Origin of the sequence: Pseudanabaena yagii GIHE-NHR1 (assembly GCF_012863495.1) — a bacterium.
GTDB lineage: Bacteria > Cyanobacteriota > Cyanobacteriia > Pseudanabaenales > Pseudanabaenaceae > Pseudanabaena > Pseudanabaena yagii.
Genome location: NZ_JAAVJL010000004.1, coordinates 91,072 through 110,000, shown reverse-complemented (window position 1 = coordinate 110,000; position 18,929 = coordinate 91,072). Strand labels below are relative to the sequence as shown.

16 protein-coding genes, 1 tRNA gene and 2 rRNA genes (1 of these 19 running past the window's edge) are annotated in these 18,929 nt (G+C 42.4%); 5 read left to right on the top strand and 14 right to left on the bottom strand.

All coding sequences use genetic code 11. The features are described 5' to 3' along the window. The 3 genes from HC246_RS22930 to HC246_RS22920 form a co-directional block, all read left to right on the top strand. A 23S ribosomal RNA gene (locus HC246_RS22930) occupies window positions 1-142 on the top strand (it extends 2,680 nt beyond the left edge of the window). A gap of 99 nt (window positions 143-241) precedes the next feature. Next, a 5S ribosomal RNA gene (gene rrf / locus HC246_RS22925) occupies window positions 242-358 on the top strand. Between the two features lie 153 nt (window positions 359-511). After that, complete coding sequence (locus HC246_RS22920; RefSeq protein ID WP_169365740.1) at window positions 512-952, top strand: BLUF domain-containing protein; 441 nt, start codon at window positions 512-514, stop codon at window positions 950-952. A gap of 13 nt (window positions 953-965) precedes the next feature. Here the strand turns inward: HC246_RS22920 and HC246_RS22915 are convergent, their stop codons facing one another. From HC246_RS22915 to purC, 12 genes are all read right to left on the bottom strand, one after another. After that, on the bottom strand, window positions 966-2,174 hold the full coding sequence (locus HC246_RS22915) for a pentapeptide repeat-containing protein (RefSeq protein WP_169365739.1): 1,209 nt from the start codon (window positions 2,172-2,174) through the stop codon (window positions 966-968). 42 nt (window positions 2,175-2,216) lie between these two features. Then, window positions 2,217-2,927 (bottom strand): helix-hairpin-helix domain-containing protein, encoded by a 711-nt coding sequence (locus HC246_RS22910; RefSeq protein ID WP_169365738.1) that lies wholly within the window; start codon window positions 2,925-2,927, stop codon window positions 2,217-2,219. 48 nt (window positions 2,928-2,975) lie between these two features. Further along, the gene (locus HC246_RS22905) at window positions 2,976-3,311 is read right to left on the bottom strand and encodes an NINE protein (protein ID WP_169365737.1); all 336 of its coding nucleotides are present in this window, start codon (window positions 3,309-3,311) and stop codon (window positions 2,976-2,978) included. 81 nt (window positions 3,312-3,392) lie between these two features. Next, window positions 3,393-3,620 carry a hypothetical protein gene (locus tag HC246_RS22900; RefSeq protein WP_169365736.1) on the bottom strand — a complete coding sequence of 76 codons (228 nt, stop codon included), beginning with the start codon at window positions 3,618-3,620 and terminating at the stop codon, window positions 3,393-3,395. A gap of 273 nt (window positions 3,621-3,893) precedes the next feature. Further along, window positions 3,894-3,965 (bottom strand) — tRNA-Asn (locus HC246_RS22895). Window positions 3,966-4,269: 304 nt separating this feature from the next. Then, entirely contained in the window at window positions 4,270-5,538 is a 1,269-nt protein-coding gene (locus HC246_RS22890; protein ID WP_169365735.1) for a tetratricopeptide repeat protein, read from the bottom strand. A 142-nt stretch (window positions 5,539-5,680) separates the two neighbouring features. Next, complete coding sequence (locus tag HC246_RS22885) at window positions 5,681-6,010, bottom strand: Mo-dependent nitrogenase C-terminal domain-containing protein (RefSeq protein WP_169365734.1); 330 nt, start codon at window positions 6,008-6,010, stop codon at window positions 5,681-5,683. Window positions 6,011-6,379: 369 nt separating this feature from the next. Beyond that, window positions 6,380-7,201, bottom strand: coding sequence for an acyl-ACP--UDP-N-acetylglucosamine O-acyltransferase (gene lpxA / locus HC246_RS22880; protein ID WP_211167931.1), 822 nt, complete (start codon window positions 7,199-7,201; stop codon window positions 6,380-6,382). A 109-nt stretch (window positions 7,202-7,310) separates the two neighbouring features. Then, window positions 7,311-7,817 (bottom strand): 3-hydroxyacyl-ACP dehydratase FabZ, encoded by a 507-nt coding sequence (fabZ, locus tag HC246_RS22875; protein WP_169365733.1) that lies wholly within the window; start codon window positions 7,815-7,817, stop codon window positions 7,311-7,313. 53 nt (window positions 7,818-7,870) lie between these two features. Further along, entirely contained in the window at window positions 7,871-8,710 is an 840-nt protein-coding gene (gene lpxC, locus HC246_RS22870; RefSeq protein ID WP_169365732.1) for a UDP-3-O-acyl-N-acetylglucosamine deacetylase, read from the bottom strand. A gap of 2 nt (window positions 8,711-8,712) precedes the next feature. After that, the gene (locus HC246_RS22865) at window positions 8,713-10,728 is read right to left on the bottom strand and encodes a BamA/TamA family outer membrane protein (protein ID WP_169365731.1); all 2,016 of its coding nucleotides are present in this window, start codon (window positions 10,726-10,728) and stop codon (window positions 8,713-8,715) included. A gap of 172 nt (window positions 10,729-10,900) precedes the next feature. Continuing rightward, window positions 10,901-11,620 carry a phosphoribosylaminoimidazolesuccinocarboxamide synthase gene (gene purC, locus HC246_RS22860; RefSeq protein WP_169365730.1) on the bottom strand — a complete coding sequence of 240 codons (720 nt, stop codon included), beginning with the start codon at window positions 11,618-11,620 and terminating at the stop codon, window positions 10,901-10,903. Between the two features lie 321 nt (window positions 11,621-11,941). Here purC and HC246_RS22855 point away from each other — a divergent pair, with 321 nt between their 5' ends. Then, window positions 11,942-13,846: a WD40 repeat domain-containing protein gene (locus HC246_RS22855; RefSeq protein ID WP_169365729.1), complete on the top strand. Its 1,905-nt coding sequence runs from the start codon at window positions 11,942-11,944 to the stop codon at window positions 13,844-13,846. 212 nt (window positions 13,847-14,058) lie between these two features. Further along, window positions 14,059-14,397 (top strand): phosphoribosyl-AMP cyclohydrolase, encoded by a 339-nt coding sequence (gene hisI, locus HC246_RS22850; protein ID WP_169365728.1) that lies wholly within the window; start codon window positions 14,059-14,061, stop codon window positions 14,395-14,397. 48 nt (window positions 14,398-14,445) lie between these two features. Here the strand turns inward: hisI and HC246_RS22845 are convergent, their stop codons facing one another. Beyond that, entirely contained in the window at window positions 14,446-17,088 is a 2,643-nt protein-coding gene (locus HC246_RS22845) for a response regulator (RefSeq protein ID WP_169365727.1), read from the bottom strand. After that, complete coding sequence (locus HC246_RS22840) at window positions 17,088-18,728, bottom strand: methyl-accepting chemotaxis protein (RefSeq protein WP_169365726.1); 1,641 nt, start codon at window positions 18,726-18,728, stop codon at window positions 17,088-17,090. The genes HC246_RS22845 and HC246_RS22840 overlap by 1 nt, the downstream gene beginning before the upstream one ends. Window positions 18,729-18,929: the final 201 nt, after the last annotated feature.

Here is an 18,929-nt window from a genome sequence, read left to right as displayed (position 1 = left end):
AGTGGGAAGCCCACCTCAAGATGAGTATTCTCATGGGAAAACCCAGTAAGGTCACAGGAAGATTACCTGTTTGATAGGTTTCAGGTGGAAGCGTAGTAATATGTGTAGCCGAGAAATACTAATAGACCGAGGGCTTGTCCTCACCATTTCCTCTACTTCTTGTATTTACTAACTAATTTTGTTACTTGATTACTGTGCAGCTTTCAAGGTTCTTACTTATCAGGTAGACCTTACAGGTTTGCTTGGTGTCTATGGTGCGGTGGAACCACTCTGACCCATCCCGAACTCAGGTGTGAAACGCTGTCACGGTGAAGATACTTTAGGGGTAGCCCTACGGGAAAATAGCTCGATGCCAAGCTCTTTATTTAAATACAACAGGAAGAGAGAGACATTAGCTTCGCTACAGTCTCTCTCTTCCTGTTGTATGAGCGCCATAATGATCGCTTCCTTTCTATAACTTGCTATCTTTTGTCTTATACTGAAGGCTTAATATAACTTTCGGTAGTTACCTATGGCTCTCTATCGCTTAATTTATGTCAGTCAGGCGATCTCAGGATTAGAGTATCCTGACTTAGTTGATATTTTGGAAAAGTCAGAGCGCAACAATAAAAGTGTGGGAATTACGGGGATGCTGAGTTTTGGGGATTCGATGTTTTTGCAAGTCTTAGAAGGTAGTCGGCGAGTGGTAAGCCAGACCTATAACCGTATTTTGCTAGATAAGCGCCATGTCAATGCTGAATTAATTGAATTCTCGGAAATTGAGCATCGTTATTTTGATGTATGGTCGATGAAGGTAGTGCAACTTGATAGTCAGCCTCAAATTCGCAGTATTATTTTGAAATATTCCAGTTCAGAGACTTTTTCGCCAGTTTCTATGACTGGAAAACAAAGCTTAAATTTTTTGCGTGAGCTTACAGAACTTTATCAAAGAGGCAAGATTCTTGCTCAATAAATTTTTCTTACTTTTACTCATGTACTCCAAGCCATTTTTGCAGCATTTCTGGAGATATAGCTACAAAATTGTTATTTGCTAAGAAGTTGGATAATTCACGATTTTGAACTGCGATTGCTTCTAATAGACGTTCTCTAAAGGCTGGGTTAATTTTCGTTTGATATGTTAGTTCTAACTTGAGAAGAGTTTGACGCTCGCTCTCTGAGGCATCCACATAGCGATCTGAATATTGCTCGGATAATTGCTCAAACATTTGATTAAGCTCTTCAACAAGAAGATATTGTTGGAGGATATCTGAGCCACGTTCTTCCAACTCTGTAATCGTTTTGTCTCTGCTGATTAATTTGACGAAATCACCTTTAGCAAACTTCGTTTGAGGATTAAAGGGGCGGCGATCGCTATATCTTCTGAGAATGTAATCGGGCAAACTTCGGAGAATATGCTTTAAATAGATAGAATCACAACTAACATCATCAAATCTTGTATCAAGATTAATTAGCCATTCTTCAATACAGGTATCAGTGAAATCTGCGCTGCTAAAGTTAGTATCTAGAGCTTTAACACGAAATAAATCTGCACCATTGAGATTTGCGCTAGATAAATTTGCTTGACTGAGATCAACGGCAAAGAGTTTAGCTTTGCTAAGATTTGCTCCAGTCAGATTTGCCTCAGTCAGGTTTGCAAAATCAAGATTCGCCTCACTAAGATTTGCCTCAGTCAGATTTGCTCTGTTGAGATTGGTTTGATTGGCAAATAGAGAAGGAATCGGGTTGCCCAATAAGAGAGATTGGATATTCTTAGCTTTGACAAATTCGGGGATGCCGAGACTAAGGTTGGCTTTGTGCAAATCAGCATGGCTGAGATCTACATCGATGAGATTAGCTTCACAAAGTAGTGCTTCTGTTAGAATTGCTCGTTGGAGAGTGGCACCTTGGAGATCGGCTCCACTGAGCAAGGCTGCACTCAGATTCGCATCGTTGAGATTTATGCCACTCAGATTTGCACCAAATAAGGTGGCTTCGCGAAGATTTGCTTCACTCAAATTCGCTTCACTGAGATTTGCACCACTTAGGTTTGCTTTGCTGAGATTCGCTTGACTCAGATCTGCTTTTTCAAAGTTAGCTCCAGCCGCACTAAGTCTCTGCCCATTCTCGCCATGACTATCTAGCCATAATTTATGCTTTGCTAAGCTTTCTTTCAGAGACATTTTGAAAATCGGCATATAAACCTCTCTGAGCAATTGGGTAGGTCTTAAAAGTAATGCTTAGGTGAGATGACGATAGGCGCTAAAGGGAATGCCAGTTCGTTTTTTGATATCCATGATTGATTTGAATTCGCCACGACGTTGACGTTCTTCAGCGATCGCTTTTGCTGCATTTGCTTCTATGCCTAAGCCAATCAGATCATCGGCGGACATGGAATTGATTCGCTTCCATGAATAGCCTGACTCTTGGCGATAGTCATAGCTAAATACGATCATTGGCTCGATTTTTTTGAGCGTAGCGTTGGGGATTTCTATAATGTCATGAAGTTCTTCAATGCTGGTGAAAATATGCCCCTCATTGCGTAGGGATTCAATATCATTGGCGTAGACAATTGGCAATCCTAAAGTATTTACCAATTCGTTCTTGGAGCAGGTATTAATGTCAACTTTGGGGCGATTTGCCGCGATCGCAGCAAAGAGTTTCGGATCTTCAGGTAATGCTAAATCCTTGGGGTAGATTTTAGCTAGATAATCTCGCTTTAGTGCAAACGCTGTGGCGATTTGGGCAATCCAGAGAATTGTTGTCAAGTTAGAGAGAATTGGTATTGAGGAGATCACAATTGCTCCAGCAACAAAGCCAGCACCAACACCAATCCAAATATTTGAGCCAGACTTTACGCCAGCATAGGCGATCGCACCACCACCTAATACTGGTACACAAGACCACCAAACCCATTGTGGTGTTTGATCAAACCATGCAGGTTGAGACATAATTTCTTCTCAAGATTCTTGCTAAATATTATTCTTGCACCATTCTGGTTAAATATTTTTGAGTAGCTTTTTCCGCTTTTCCTCATATTCTTCGGCTGTAATCACGCCATCATCATAGAGTCTTTTCAGATCGCTAAGTGCTGCGGTAGAGTCTCGAACTGATGCAGTAGCTTGAGGTGTACCACCATTAAATTTACGGTCAAATTCAGCGTCAGACATCACCAGTAACATGATGAACTCAATAAATGCGGCGAATGATGGAATCCCTGTCCAACAAAACAGAAGATAAGCGATTCCCCAGCCACTTTGACCAAGGTAAAACTTATGTGCTCCAGCCCATCCTAAAAAGAAACACCAAAGAATTGCACCAGTTCGAGTTTTCATAACCATTTCCCTTGTTGATTGTTTTAATTGTGACGATGCTCAATAAAATTACAGTTTGCTAGGCTACATGATTTCAAATCATTATGCAGAATGCTTCTCTTTGGGAATACTTGTGAGTTTCTTGCTCAATAAATATACCAAGAGTACCCCTAATTTGGCTTCAAGTAAGGTCACATAAATTTGCAAGTAAACATTGCTCTCAAGATTTCCATTAAGAGCAAATACAGCCCCCCCCACGATCGCGTAGGGCAGAAATTTGAGTTTTTTGGCGATCGGATTTGCTGCCAAAATTTGAAGCCCAGATATCATGGTTATTTTCTCCTGCAAGATATACCTCTAAAAAATAATGCCCTAAGTTTATCTCCCAAAATTAATGGTAGTGCTAAATAGGTAGAGATAAGTATCGCTTTGTACTGCCTAAAATTTATTAGGTCTTGTTTTGAATTTTTTGGAATCTAGGTTCACTTTATAGTGTTTACCAAGCTCTTTACATCATTTGCTTGAAAATCTCTACATCAGAGAATTGATATTGCATATGCAATAAAACGAGAGTAAGCAGTGCTTACTCTCGTTTTAGTTAAACTCCCCAGGCGGGATTCGAACCTGCGACCGATCGGTTAACAGCCGATTGCTCTACCGCTGAGCTACTGAGGAATGTAGCGTTTTTGCTGAGTCATTTGCTTCAGCGTTAATAACTATAGCGTATAAGGGTGGTAATTGTGCAACCCCTTTTTGAATTTTTTTGCAAAATCTTGAATTTTTTTATCCAAAAAGCTGCCAAACCTTTATTGTGTGAGCTTCTCAAGGATTAAAAAATTATTAGGTTTCTAATTAAATAGTTTATGGAAGTGCATCCCGAAGGTATACGCCTCCATAAACTATTTAGGATTGTCATAGATGACAGTAGTTAGAGCACAGCACGTTGTGCTGAATTACAACCCAGATAAATTGTTTAGTTTTAATTGAACCAAACCACAAAGTTAAAGAGATTGCTACCAAAGGCATTGAGCATCTCGTTCCATACGCGCATATCGGTTACTGTTCCCTTCTCAAGATAGGGAGTTGCCGCAGTACCTTGAACCCATGACACTAGATCAAAAGCGCGAGGCTCAGTAAAAATTCTTGCAAAATCAAGAGTTAGTTTGGAATCCCGCCAAAATGGGAGATTCTTTTTGCCTTCTACAACTAAGGCTGATTCATCAAGGGATTTAGACCAAGATTTGATCATGTCATCGGTAATGCGAACATCAGGAATAACAGATTTTTGTTTAGGATTAGGAAGCCATTCACGATCATTATCGGTTTCGGCAAGGATTGATTTCCATGACTCACGGCTGAGTCTAAGTAATGATTTCATATGATTGAGAATCGTCGTCATCCTCTGTGGTTCTACTAGTGGAAACTTAGCCAGATGAATTGCAGAAATCAAATCAAAAAATTCAAAGTCATTACTATAATCTTCAGGAGATTTGCGGCGACTAGTTAGCAAAAACTTGTGTGGAGTATCCACATTTTGGAAGAATAGGTGAGCGCAGGCAGCAAATAACTCACGGCTATCATAGGCACGCAAAAACTCAGCGATCGCACCTAAAACATGGGTGTAGCCCTGTAACCATAGCGCATCACCAAGGTCAAAGGCGATTAAAAATTGCTGTGCTTGTTGCTCAGTTACTCTTGCCCCTGTGACGGCATTAAAAACTTGCCACAGCATTTCATCTTCATCAGCCTTACCATCGCCATCAAAATCTAAACGAATTAACCCTAATCGCAGAGCTAACTTTAGGTTTTGATCCTGAATTGGCTCAAGGGTACTCCGAACCTTAGAGAGGTCATCAATCCATGTTTGAAATACCTGCTGTAATCCGTCATAGGTAATTGTTTGTGGTTTGGGATTTGGGGGGATGGGTAGACGCACAAATGGAATTGAACCCAAGGGAAATTGATTCATGCCATAGCCATAGAGCGATTGCATCAGCCTTTCTGTACCACGCATTAATTGGATTACGCCTAATCCAAAACGGATTTTGTCATCCTTAGGATTAGCTTGCAAATAGGCACTAAAAACTTTTTCTCCTTCTCCCAGTTTCCCCGTGGTCAGGTAAGGATCGGGCAATGGCGCGATCGCGATCGCGTTACTGGGTTGTAAGGCGATCGCGGTAATGATGATTAAACCAGTGACCATAACAGCGATTAGCGATCTCCATGCCCACTGTACTTTTCTGAACATATCCAACCTTTAAAAGAACAAAAAATACATGATTAAAGCTCAGCTTACATCATGTATTTTTTAGGAGTTGTAATATGTAAGATTTATTTTGTAAACCGATACAAATCAAAAGGGTAAAAGGGTTGCCAGCCCCACCTTTTGATTAACAATATGCGCTAATGTCTTCACCGCAGCGATCGGCTAAAAAGCAAAGAGCGCGGAATCGCAGATAGACCAACTCTTCATAAAGGGGATTGAGTTTACAGAGGGGAGGAATATGTATCAAAGTATGTCCAAAAAATTTAACGGTTCGCTCAAATGGACATTGTGCAGGGATAAGTTTGGCAATGAGATGGGCTGTCTTTGATTTCTGAATTTCAAAGCTATCCAGCTTTTTGCGTAAGGGTTTGAGTAGATCGAAGGTTGATTGAGATTGAGAACTTCCGAGATATGGGTTTTCCCCGCCAAATCCAGTGCTATTAATACTTGACATATTCACCAAATGCTCTCTCAGGTCAGAGTATGTAGACTTAAAGCATCTACGTTACTAATCTTAACATAACTGCTTTAAATAGAGTGTCAAAAAATACATTATTCATCCTTATGTATTAGTTTACAAATAACTTAAGAATGATAGTAATTTTTCTATATTCTTCATAGATTAAAAGATACCCACTTGTATGTATTGGCGATCACTGAATCAAAAAAAAGAGATGCTCTGCATCTCTTTTTTTTGATTCAGTGATGCAAGAGAGCTCTTTTGCATCGCTAAGTAGCTAGACGTAATTAGAAAAATGCAAGCAAAGACTGTGGCGCAAGCACAGCTTGCGCCACAGTCTTTGCACCCAGATACCTTATAAACTTAAACTCGACTAGGGATTGGACCACGCCGCGAAGATAGAGTTGTGGAATCTTGCAGGAATTGGCGCAAATGTTGCACATGGGAATTATCCTCGGCTAAGGTCGCTAGTTTTTCGAGAGCTTCAACGAGGGTGAGGTCTTGATGATAGAGCAATCGAAATGCACTCTTAAGCAACTGCTGAGTTTCTGCGTCTAGACCTGCGCGATCGATGCCTACACGATTGAGGGTGCGTACACGCGATGGATTGCCCTCCACCAAAGTATAGGGAGGAACATCACGCTCAATCCGACTCATACCACCTACCATGGCGAGACGACCAATGCGGACAAATTGATGCACGCCTAAAACACCACTAATTCGGGCATGGGATTCGATATGGACATGTCCTGCTAAAGCGACAGCATTAGCGATAATAACGCGATCCTCGATTTCGCAGTTATGCCCCACATGAACATATGCCATCAGCAAATTGCCATTACCAATAGCGGTAACTTCGTCAGCTTCATTAGCACGATTAATCGTTACATATTCACGAATACGGTTATCGTTACCGATTTTGACAAGACTATCGGCTCCCAAATATTTCAAATCTTGAGAGTCTAGTCCGATCGCTGCCCCAGGGTAAATTTGGTTGCGATCGCCAATTTCAGTACGTCCTTCGACAATGGCATGATGTCCAATGACAGTATGAGCGCCAATTTTCACCTGCTCACCGATGACGGCATAAGCTCCAACTTTGACGGTCGGATGGAGTTGGGCATCAGGATGCACTATGGCTGTCGGGTGAATAAATTCAGACACAGGCGCATGAGACACAGGCATAAAAAGTTTGGCTCGCTTGATACTAAGATAGATCGCTTGGTTTGCGATCGCTTGGATCGCCAGATAACAAAATGATGATTTTATCAGGGCGCTTAGCACCCTATAAAATTTAGAGTTCAACTAGGGAAAACATCAATTCACCTTCACAGGCGAGCTGACCATCGACTTCGGCACGTGCCTGCATCTTACCAAAGCGTTTGCGTGCAACGAGCAGTTCGGTGGTAATTGTTAGGCGATCGCCGGGGACAACGGGGCGACGAAAGCGGACTTTATCAATACCTGCAAATAGCGATAGTTGATTCTCCATCCCTGGTAAATGCCTCAAAACAATGCCGCCTACCTGTGCCATTGCTTCTACGATTAATACCCCAGGCATAATCGGACGATTAGGAAAATGTCCTTGAAAGAAGGGTTCGTTAAAGGTGACATTTTTAATACCTGTGGCGGATTTGTTAGGAACAAAATCAATAATGCGATCAACTAACAGAAATGGATAGCGGTGTGGTAGCAATTTCTGAATATCTTCGATCATCAAAATTTGACTAGGTGCGCTATCGTCACTATCAGCGTTAGGTTCAGAGGTTACTATCGTAGTTTCTTCGGTCACAGTTGACATATTTAAGTATGAAGTTGGCAGTATGTTGGGGCAGGGCAGTAGTAGCTATGGATCTATGTTGCAGAGACTTGCTGCTTAGCGATCGCTAGCGCAAATTCAGCATGAAGGTTATGACTCGCTTTGTAGGCAAGAATATGCGCCCTAGGTAAAAATCCTAGCAAGCTTATGTCACCAATGAGATCTAAAAGTTTATGCCGACAGGGTTCATTCTCAAAACGCAGGGGCGGATTGAGCCAGCGATCACTATCACAAACGATCGCATTGTCCAGACTACCACCCTTGATGAGTCCTGCGGCTCGCGCTTGGTCAATAAAGGCAGCTAGCGTAAAAGTTCGGGCAGGAGCAATTTCCGTCGCAAATTTTTCGCTAAATTCGGTGATCGTTGGGGCCCAGCTAAACCATTGCTCACCAATTGCCTTGCTCGGATACTCAACCCCATAGGTAAAGCGTAAGGTATCCGCAGGAATTGCTGTCACAAAGCTGTCACCCTTGGCAACTGTGACGGTTTCAGCTAGAGGGACTAGGCGATCGCCTTCGACCTGTGTTTCAATGCCAACTTGGGCGATCGCCTCTACCCAAGGTAAAGCGGAGCCGTCCAGAATAGGTAACTCTGCGCTAGACATTTCAATACAGGCATTGTGCACACCCATCCCAAATAATGCCGAAAGTAAATGCTCAACCGTGCGAACACCTGTACCATTGTGCCGTAACTCCGTCGATAGCTGCGAGGCTTTTACAACGGAGGTATCCGCAGGAATCTTGGCTCCACCATAGATAAAATAGCGACCTGCATCAATGGGGGCAGGCTTCACGGTGACAGAAACCTGCTCACCACTATGCAGACCAACCCCCGATAACGAAAATGGGGCAGCGATCGTCTGTTGATAAAGCATGGCTAGAATTTTTCTCCTAGACCAAAGCTAAATTGGGTTCCCCCATTAGAAGATAAGCCGTAGTCTACGCGAATTGCACCAAGAGGTGATTGTACCCGCACCCCAATACCATAACCAGCACCGCTACCAGGTTTATTTCTTGCACCTGCTGGGTTTCCTGGGACGGCGGAAGCAGAGCCTAAGTCAGTTCCATAGTCAAAGAACAGTACCCCACCGACGATATTAAAGACGGGGAAGCGATATTCTGCGGAAAAGATGCCGAAGCTGCGACCACTACCAATTTTGCCTTCATCCCAGCCGCGGACGGAGTTACTACCACCAAGCTGGAAGGCTTCATAGGGGGGCAATGTCCCAATTACAGTTCCTGCTTGAATGTTAAAGGCCAGAGCCTGTGTACCTTCAGAGAAATTCAACAGCTTGACTGGGAAAAAGTAACTGTAGCTAGCTCTAACCCGATTTAAGAAAATTGAGCCTAAGCCCACAGGAATTGACTGCTCTGTAGCAATCCGAAATACTGAGCCAGAGGAAGGCTTAATCGGATTATCCCGTTGATCGTTAGCATAAGCAAATTGCAGCAAGAGTAAGTCATCTTGTCCTGTACCACTAGTTGTTAGCGGATTGCCTAAGGAGTCGGTAGTAGCGATCGCATTATTGCTATCGGTAATGCTGACCCGTTCATAGCGTAAACCTAAGGAAGCTGTAGTTCCTGCACCTAGAGGACGGGAGAAGCTAAAACCAGTACCAAGGCGGTTGATCCGAGGCGTATCATTATTTGCGCCAATACCGACAGGACTATCGAAAACATAGCTAAATAGGCGGCGGTTAAAGATGTTTGCCGTAAATGAAGTCCGATTTGGATCGCCTGCTAGCCAAGGATCGGTGAAGTTCAGGTCAAATAACAATTCCCGTTCACCGACTTGCACGTCTAAACCAAGCTTTTGGTTATTACCGCCAAGGTTTTGCTGCTGGAAACTGACCGTACCAAATAGACCTGTCGATGAACTAATACCTGCACCTGCGGCGATCGAGCCTGTATTGCGTTCTTTGACATTGACAGTCACGATAACCTTGCGTGGATCAGTCCCTGGGGCAAGCCCAATATTGAGATCTTCAAACAGTCCGAGGGCAAATACCTTTTGGAGGTCACTCTGAACGGTGTTTTTATTAAAAATCTCACCTTCTTTAATCGTTAGCTCACGGGTAATGATGAAATCACGGGTATTGCCAGGTACAGGTTTACCGTCTTTATCTACGGTTTTACCATCCTCATTGATAAAGGCAACCTTGATATCTTCGATCACCCCTTCGGATACGACGAGATTAATATTGCCTTCAGGAGTTGCCTTGATATCAACGACCTGCGCTAGGACATAGCCTTTGTCTTGATAATACTTTTCGAGTTCCTTGACACCTGTTTGAACATCCTTGAGGTTTGTGACCTTACCAATCTGTGAACCAAAGATGCGATCAATTACGCCTGCTTCTAATACCTTTGTCCCTTCAGTATTAACGGATTTGAGCACAGGATTTGGCAATACAAAGAAGGTGACACGTACACCGATATCCGTATCTTCTGGCTCAGCTTGCACATTTGAGAAGAAACCTGTGGCAAATATGGCATTGATGTCTGACTGGAGTTGCGACTTAGTAACAGTACGACCAGGTTTTGTCGCGATCGCATCATAAACTCTTTGCTGAAGTTCAGGAGGCAAAGGAGCCTGACCTTCTGGGGTCTTAATTGCCACTTCTCCGACTAATACTTGTACCTCAGCCGCAGGTGCTGGGGCAGGAGTGTTAGATGGCAAGGTAAAGGTGGGAGAGCTTGGAGTCTCAGTCGGTTTAGGTGTAGCGGGAGTTGTAGGCTGCGGAGATGGGGTAGGTGTAGCGGGAGCAGTGGGCTGCGGGGTCGGTGCTTGAGCAATCTCTTGCTTTGCAGGGGCAGCCTTTGCCAGCAGGGGATTAGCGAGTAATGTGCTGGATGCGGCAATGGCTGTGAATACGAGCAAGTTTATACGCATAGAGTCTTCCAAACACCTACAGAATTTTTAACAGGAAACTATTGACAGACAAATACAAACAGAAAGTTTCTGGAGTTAGTAATAAATTACTATAACTTCCAATATCCCTATATTGCTAGAACTAGGAATAATTGATTATCTCGATGGGAGCATGGTTTTAAATCAGTGCCGTCTAAACGGCTAATACCCGCTTGAGCACTTCTTGATAAGCTTCTGCAACGTTACCGAGATCTTGACGAAAGCGATCTTTATCCAAAATGCGGGCGGTAGGATCAGCGATCGCCTTGTCCCAAAGCCGACAGGTATCGGGACTAATTTCATCGGCTAGGAGCATTTTGCCACTGGAGTTAACCCCAATTTCAACTTTGAAATCAACGAGGATCAGATTACATTGGTCAAAAAATGCTTGGAGGTGTTGATTGATACTGAGAGCAAGTTGCTTGAGTTCTTCTACTTGTTCAGGAGTGGCGAGATCTAGCATTGCAACGTGGGCATCTGTAATTAGGGGATCACCAAGTTCATCATTTTTATAGAAAAATTCGACTAGGGGTTGCTTTAGAGGCTGACCTTGCTCTAGACCAAGTCGTTTACAAATACTACCTGCGGCAATATTGCGTACCACCACTTCGATGGGCAAAATCTTAACGGCAGCAACCTGCATTTCGTTGGGTGAGATCTGTTGAATGAAATGAGTGGCAATGCCTTTAGTCTCCAAATACTGAAAAATATGAGAAGCGATCGCGCAGTTCATTTCTCCTTTATTCGCGATCGTCCCTTTTTTTAGAGCATTGAAGGCAGTTGCATCATCTTTATAACGTGACAGTAAAATATCAGGATCATCTGTCGTAAATAAAATTTTGGCTTTGCCTTCGTAGAGCTTAGTTCCACTCATGAATATATTGCGATAAGTAGTTGCTTAAGTATTCTATAGCAATGTCAGCTACCCAGAAAGTAGAGCGATTGCGCCAAAGCGTTTGATGTGGCTTTTGCTTGTAGTTTAAATGGAGTAGCAATATTGAAATTGAATGAGTTGGCAATAGGGGAGATGGCAATTACAGCCTGTTGAAGCTTGAAGTATTGCAGAGAAAATTTTGAAAGTGCGGCTTTGCTGTACTTTCAAAATTTTCTTTGGTTTTTAATAGAGTTTTCATTGTTTACTATTAAAGATAGCTATATTTCTTCCTTATAGTTTTAGCTCAGCACTGAGGTTTCTATGACGCTGCCATCGGAATTAGCGGAGATTTTGACAAAGATATTACATGATGCAGCAAAGATATTAGATAGAAGCCTCAAGGAGCTTGTTAATGCACAACAATCCTTAAGCCTAAATAATGAGATTTTTTTAATTCCCAAAGATATCGTAACTGATCCACGTTATTTAAAAGTAACTGAGAGGAGCAGTCCTAAGTTTAGCAAAATCATGCTGGAGTTATTGGGTGAATGGCAAGCCTCATATATAGCTGAGAGGAATGATGAGATAAAGTCAATTTTAGATAATAGGATGCCGTCTAATTTTAGCCGTAAGATTAGCGATCGCATCCTAATGGAGAACTATCAAAAACATCGCCTATTAGTTTTATTTTCACCTCTTAAAATTAGTTCGAGTTGTGTTGACTCTTTGAGGGAAAACCTTGAGATTGAACTAATTGAAGATTTAAAGATGTTCCTAGATGTTAACTATCATCTTGAAAGTGATGAATGTCCAATTGAATTTTATAGCGATTATTTCTATAACCCTATTAACAGTAATGACATCCAACAATTACAATCAATTCTAAATTGTTTGCCTACTCTGCTTTTACATACTAGTATTAGCGATTACAAAGCTTATTTTCATCTTGATTTTTGGCTTCCCTATAGTAGCTATATTCTTAACTTCACATTGCCTGTATGGTATTGGGAAGATGCTTTAGGAATTTTAGAGTCTGCCAACAAGAAGGGAAGAGAAGCTCTGCGGATTATTCGACAAATCGTTATCTTTATTCAAGAGCTTTTAACTACTTTTATTTCTGATTGGTATTATCTACACTTAAATTCTAATTATTCACCAAAATTATTACAATCAGAGAAAATATTTAATTTGCGTTATTTTGACCTCAGTTTAATTGCTCCATACCTTGATATTATTAAATCAACGCAACAACAGCAAAATCTCAAACAAGATAATCTTCTTAAAATATTTTCTAATCAACATAAAAATGATAATAAGAAATTATTGCAGAAGATTAAAGAATGGTCTTTAAGTACTGTTCTTACTAGCCATTCTGGTTGTGTATATGATCTTGCTTTTAATAGTGATCGCAGTATTTTAATGAGTGGTGGCAGTGATAGTGTCGTCCGCCTTTGGCATCCAAGTACGGGTAAACCTAGCCTCAATTTAAAAGGGCATATGGGTGATATTTTTGCTGTGGCGGTGAGTAATAATGATCGATATTTTGCTAGTAGTGGTAGTGACTGTAAAGTTCTAGTTTGGAGTCTGGATAAACTACAAGAACCTATTGCTTTTAATGAACATTCTGCATATGTTAGTTCTCTTGCTTTTTGCCCTGACAATCGGTTTTTAGCAAGTGGTAGCTACGATAAATCAATCCGTATTTGGGATTTATGGTCAAATAAAACATTTCGTGTTTTCAGTGAGCATTCATCCTATGTAACTGCTCTTGCCTTTGATCAAAAAGGTGATTTCCTCGCTAGTGGTAGTTATGATTGCACAATTCGGATATGGAAACTTTGGACAACTAAATCGCATATCACGCTTTCAGGTCATAGTGATTACGTCACCTGCGTTGCTTTCCATCCAAATAATAATTTGCTGGCTAGTGGAAGTCGCGACAGTACTATTAAGCTATGGCGACCCGATACAGGTGCAATGATTTCAACGCTCAAAGGACATACATCGGGGATTAACTCTCTTACCTTTAGCCCGAATGGAGAAATTTTAGTGAGTGGAAGTAGCGATCGCACAATTAGAATATGGAATGTAAAAACAGCCGAGGAAATAGGTATTCTGGCTGTGGGAGTGCACCCGATTCTCTGTGTGCATTTCTCTAAAGATGGTAAGCAGTTAGCCGCAGGAAGTTGCTGGACTGACAATATCAAGATTTGGAACTGTCACTAAGCAAGCGGTTTTCAAGCAAACAAACTACAAGAAATTTTTGGAAAGTGTTGCAAAGCAACACTTTCCAAAAATTTCTTGGTTTGGGTTTACGCGTAAAGAGTTGTAGTTTTTTCTGGGGCTGTAGTTCTATGCTAATGTGAAAATTGCCATGCTTGAAATTCTGTAAGAGCAGAATCGCATTGAAATAATTTTGTTGATAACTTTGCTAATATATGTCTGACAATTGGATTGATAGTCTTAAATATGATGAGAAGGGATTAATTCCCGCGATCGCTCAGGATTACCAAGATGGTGCGATTTTGATGATGGCATGGATGAATCGGCAAGCGTTGGAACTAACGATCAATACAGGTGAAGTGCATTATTGGAGCCGATCTCGTCAGGAATTATGGCATAAAGGCGCGACTTCAGGACATATCCAAAAGTTAAAAAAACTTTACTATGATTGCGATCGCGATGTAATTCTCGTCAAAATTGAGCAAGTTGGTGATATTGCCTGCCACACAGGTGCAAGAAGTTGTTTCTTTACTGAAGTTCCACTTTCTATTTAAGTGAGTAAAAGGAATGAAGTGGCGCACGCAGTGCGCCACTTCATTCCTTTAATTGACTAATAGTGCGCTGACCTTATTAACTAGTTCAGAAGTTGAGAAACCTTTAGTGAGATAGTCAGTTGCACCAAGGCGGCTAGTTTCCTTAGACCATTCCTCAGCGAGTCGAGAGGAAATCACTAGGATTGGCATCTCAAATCCTGACTGACGACAACGATCAATCAGGGTAAATCCATCCATATGTGGCATTTCAATATCCGTAATCAATAAAGCAGGCTGATTATGGCGTTGTAGCCATTGCCAAGCTTCCATCCCATCATCACAGGTGGCAATTTCATAACCCTGTGGTGAGAGACTACTTTCGATTCTGCGACGCATCAGTGCAGCATCATCAACCACTAAAATTTGGCGATCGCTAGATGGTTCGAGGAAAGATGAGTTATCTAGTGAACTTGTAGTAATGAGATTAGGACGTTCTGAGCAGAGGTTATCGACAAATGATATGGCATTAATTACAGGAATCAATTTACCATCAGGCATCAGACTCATCCCAATTAAGCCGATGGGAGCGAGGAGTGGTGAGGGTAGGGGATTAACCAATAAATCGCTCTGACCAATTAATGTGTCAGCAATTAGCCATACGCCGCGATCGCGTTGTCCTTCTAATAGCCTCGTGCGGACAGCGATCGCTGTAGGCAAAATTGGTCTGGCTTCAGATGCTCCTTGCCAATATTGATAGAGATCGATTGCGGGGACAATGCTCTGATCTTCTTGCACTTCGAGAATATAATCTGAGCGTTCAGTTTTACGCCATAGTAGTCCCTCGACTAAAGCCGTTGTATAAATCTCAGACGTGGGGACAGCAAAGGTGCGATCGACTGCTTGCAAAATCATGCAACGAACAAATAAATGAGGTACAGGCAACTGAATTGTAAAAGTTGTACCTTTGCCCAGATTGCTCTCTAGACTGAGCTTGCCATTCATTAGGGCGACTTGACTGGCGACCACATCCATTCCCACCCCGCGACCTGAAATATTACTTACTGTTTTTGTGGAAGTGAAACCCGACTGACATAGGACACTGAGTAGTCGCTCAGGGGTACTGGTATCGGTGAGGGGTAATCGCTTGGACTGAGCAATTTGACTAATGCGATCGCGATCTATGCCTCTACCATCATCCCGAATACTAAGCTCAAACATACTGCCCCGCCGTTCCAATACTAGCTCGATTTTTCCCTGTATCGATTTGCCAGATTTTTCACGTTGCTCTGTATCTTCAAGCCCGTGATCATAGGCATTCCGCAATAAATGGAGCAATACAGGTTCCAAATTCCGAAGTGTGCCTGCATCCAGTTCTATTTGTTCGCCAATGATAGTCATTTCCACTGGCTTACCTACACGGGTGATCAGATCTCGCAAAATCCCCCTTGCTCTTAGGGCTAGGGTTTCAAAGGGAACAAGACGGCTTTCTTCAATAGTTTGCTGGAGATTGCGTAAACTGCGATCGAGGTTTTGGATACTTTCCGATGTACGTCTTGCTGATTCACCTGTTTCGGAACCTAGTTCAATTAGACGTAAACTAATTTCCAGCAAACGGTTAATCGCTGTGTAGCCCTGACGATAGCGCTCTACCTTCAATCCATCCTGCTCACCTGAATTATCTAGCAAGGCATAGTCATCTTGGACTTCACGCAACTGCGTAATGTACTGCACACTATTCTGAGCAAGGGAAACTAGGGGTAGAAGATTTGCATAAACGGATTGATAAAACCCCTGTGTGGCGCGAGTTGCCATCAAAGTCTCAACGAGATATTGAGACGATCGCTCTAGACGATCTAAAGGCACAGGAATTTGAATGTCCGTAAAAATAGGCGCATTAATTAAAGGCTGGACTTCATTTTCTATAGTTACGGAATCTTCACTTCTAGAGGTAGTCTCTTCAATGAGAACAACTCCACCCTGACGAGCGCTATCTTTCAGCTTTTGCAGGAATGGCATCCACTCAGCGTGCCATATTTCACAGTCAGGGCGATCGCATAATGCTAAACCTTGTTTCAAAGATTCTTGCCAAGTTGCGGCTAAATTTATTTCTGCCCCAATTCCCTGTAGCTGATTAATAGTTTGGATGGCAATTTCACAAGTTTCTATGGGTACTGTCCCCGTTGCGGGTAAATCCTCGATCGCCATTTCCAGATCGAGCGTCACCAAATCAAAACCCTGATCGGCAAATTCCTGCTGCACTTGGCGCATCTCATTCCATTCAGGCAAATACTTAGACTGAATGAGATCGCGTAGGTTCTGAATATAGCGCACAGCAAAATCAGATTCACCGAGTTCTTCCACTTGTGAACCACTAATTTGGGCAGTACCAATTAGTAATTCACCAGCTTCATTTAAGCACTTAGCAAGTTCCCCATCCGCTAATGGTGGCGCGATATTCAAATAGCGGAGATCCGATAGTAAATCCTCTAATACTGTGGAAACTTGGAGGACAGATTGAAACCCCACTGTCACTGCCCCACCTTTAATCGTATGCACACAACGATATAGCTGCTGAATCTGTTCACGCCAATTAGGAGCATTTAACTGGCTCACCGTTTGTACATATAGCTGCAAGTATTTCTGTGTATCTAATTCAAATAGATGACGTAGTTCTTCTTGCAGTTGCAAATCATCAAATTCAGAATGTGCCATTATTTTGCGATAGAAATACTCTCAACTTCGGGGGAGTCTAGATCTGCGATTTCTGTATAGTCGAGTTGCATACTGGAGGGCAGACGGAAGAATTGGACTCTTTCTAACAATTGACGTGCTAACCTACCCATTTTGCCCGATTGATCGCGGGTAAATTGTGCCTGAGAAGCAGAACGCTCAGCGATCGCTTCAATATCTTGGATTGACCCTAAGCTAAACTTGACAGCTTCCGCGATCGAGCTAGATGACTCGGTTACAGACATTCCGATATCGGCTAGCTCCTCGGTAACATTAGCAATATTAGTAAATGATTGTTCAGAACTATCAACGCTCTTCGTAAAGTCGGATACCAGACTGCTCACATCACGAACGTCTTGATCAATACCTGAAACTACAACTTCCACAAAGCCTGTACGTTGTTGCAGTACCACTAGTCCCTGATTAGTTTGGGTTGCCAAGGCATTAACCTGTGAGGCGATCGCTTCAAATTCCCTTGCCACTGACACAAATTGCTGTGGATCTCTTTGCTCCAAGGCTCTGGTGGCCACCATTGAGGCATTAGTCGCTAGCACCTGAGTTAAAGAAGCGAGTCGTTTTTGATCCAATACAAATTGTTTGGCAAGAGCAACGAATTCCCCAAGATTTTTAATCCTTTGCACCATTTGCACAGTAGCAGCTTGCAGTGACTCAATCGAAGCCGTCAGATAAATAATTTGTTCTTCCCCCTGTCTGACTGCTGAACGTACCCTTTGTACTGCCCTATTTGCAGCGATCGCTTGTTGCGCCGCATCCTGTGCTAACTGGTTAACATCCTCAATACCCAGACGGGCTTGCACGACAAGTCCCTCCTGTTGGGCTGCATTTTGCGATACAGCGATCGCTAATTGTTCAAGGCGATCGGTACGAAAAGTTACCTGTTGCGTAGTTTTTAAAACGGCGGCAAGTACTTCAGCTAGCTGCTCTGATAAGCGATTTAACGTATCAGCGATTAAACCCGTTGCATGGGGACTAACCTCCGCCTTTGCTGTGAGATCCCCTAGCTCTAGATCTGATACCACATCCAGTAAATGTGAAATTTCATCTTCAAAAATATTGCTCTGGATATCAGCTTGCATTTGTGCCTCTGACTGCGCCTGTTTGTTTTGCGCTAGATTCACAGTCATTACATTGAGCACATCCGCCAATTTCCCGACTTCATCGGTTGCCCCAAGCTCCACCCGCGCTCGCAACATATCAGCATCAAAATTTCCTGTTGTATATGCTCTTGCGATCGCTTCTAGATTACGAATGCGTTTACTGAGAGTTCCCCCGATCACTAAGCTAAATGGCAATGCCATTACCACCACGATAAATCCTAAACCAAACCCAAAAAATCCGATATTGGTAAGTTGCCGTTGAGCCTCTTGGCTTAGGCTTGGGGCAAGACTGCTATATGAATACAAAGTTGTGATCGCTAAGCAGACCAGTGGCAAAATACTGGTTGACCCAATTGCCAATAGGATTTTGGTATTAATTGGTAAATTATTGAGCCAACTACTTTTATTAGAGGCATGTCTGGATATTGGGGCAGCAGCAACGGCAGCCTTCCTCTTTTTTTTTGCATTAAATCTTTTGCGTGAAAAGGGAGGTTGATTTGCCATATCTTCTCATATTTAAAAAATAGGGGATGTCACAGAGCGTAACAACTAAGTTGTAACTTACAGCAGTTTTCGCTCAAACGAACCACAAGATATTTTTTAAAATGCTTGTAAAGCAAGCATTTTAAAAAATATCTTGGTTTGGTTTTGAGCGAAAAGCGCTGTAATTGGTCTGTCATGTTAACAACATACAGCCTAGTGATA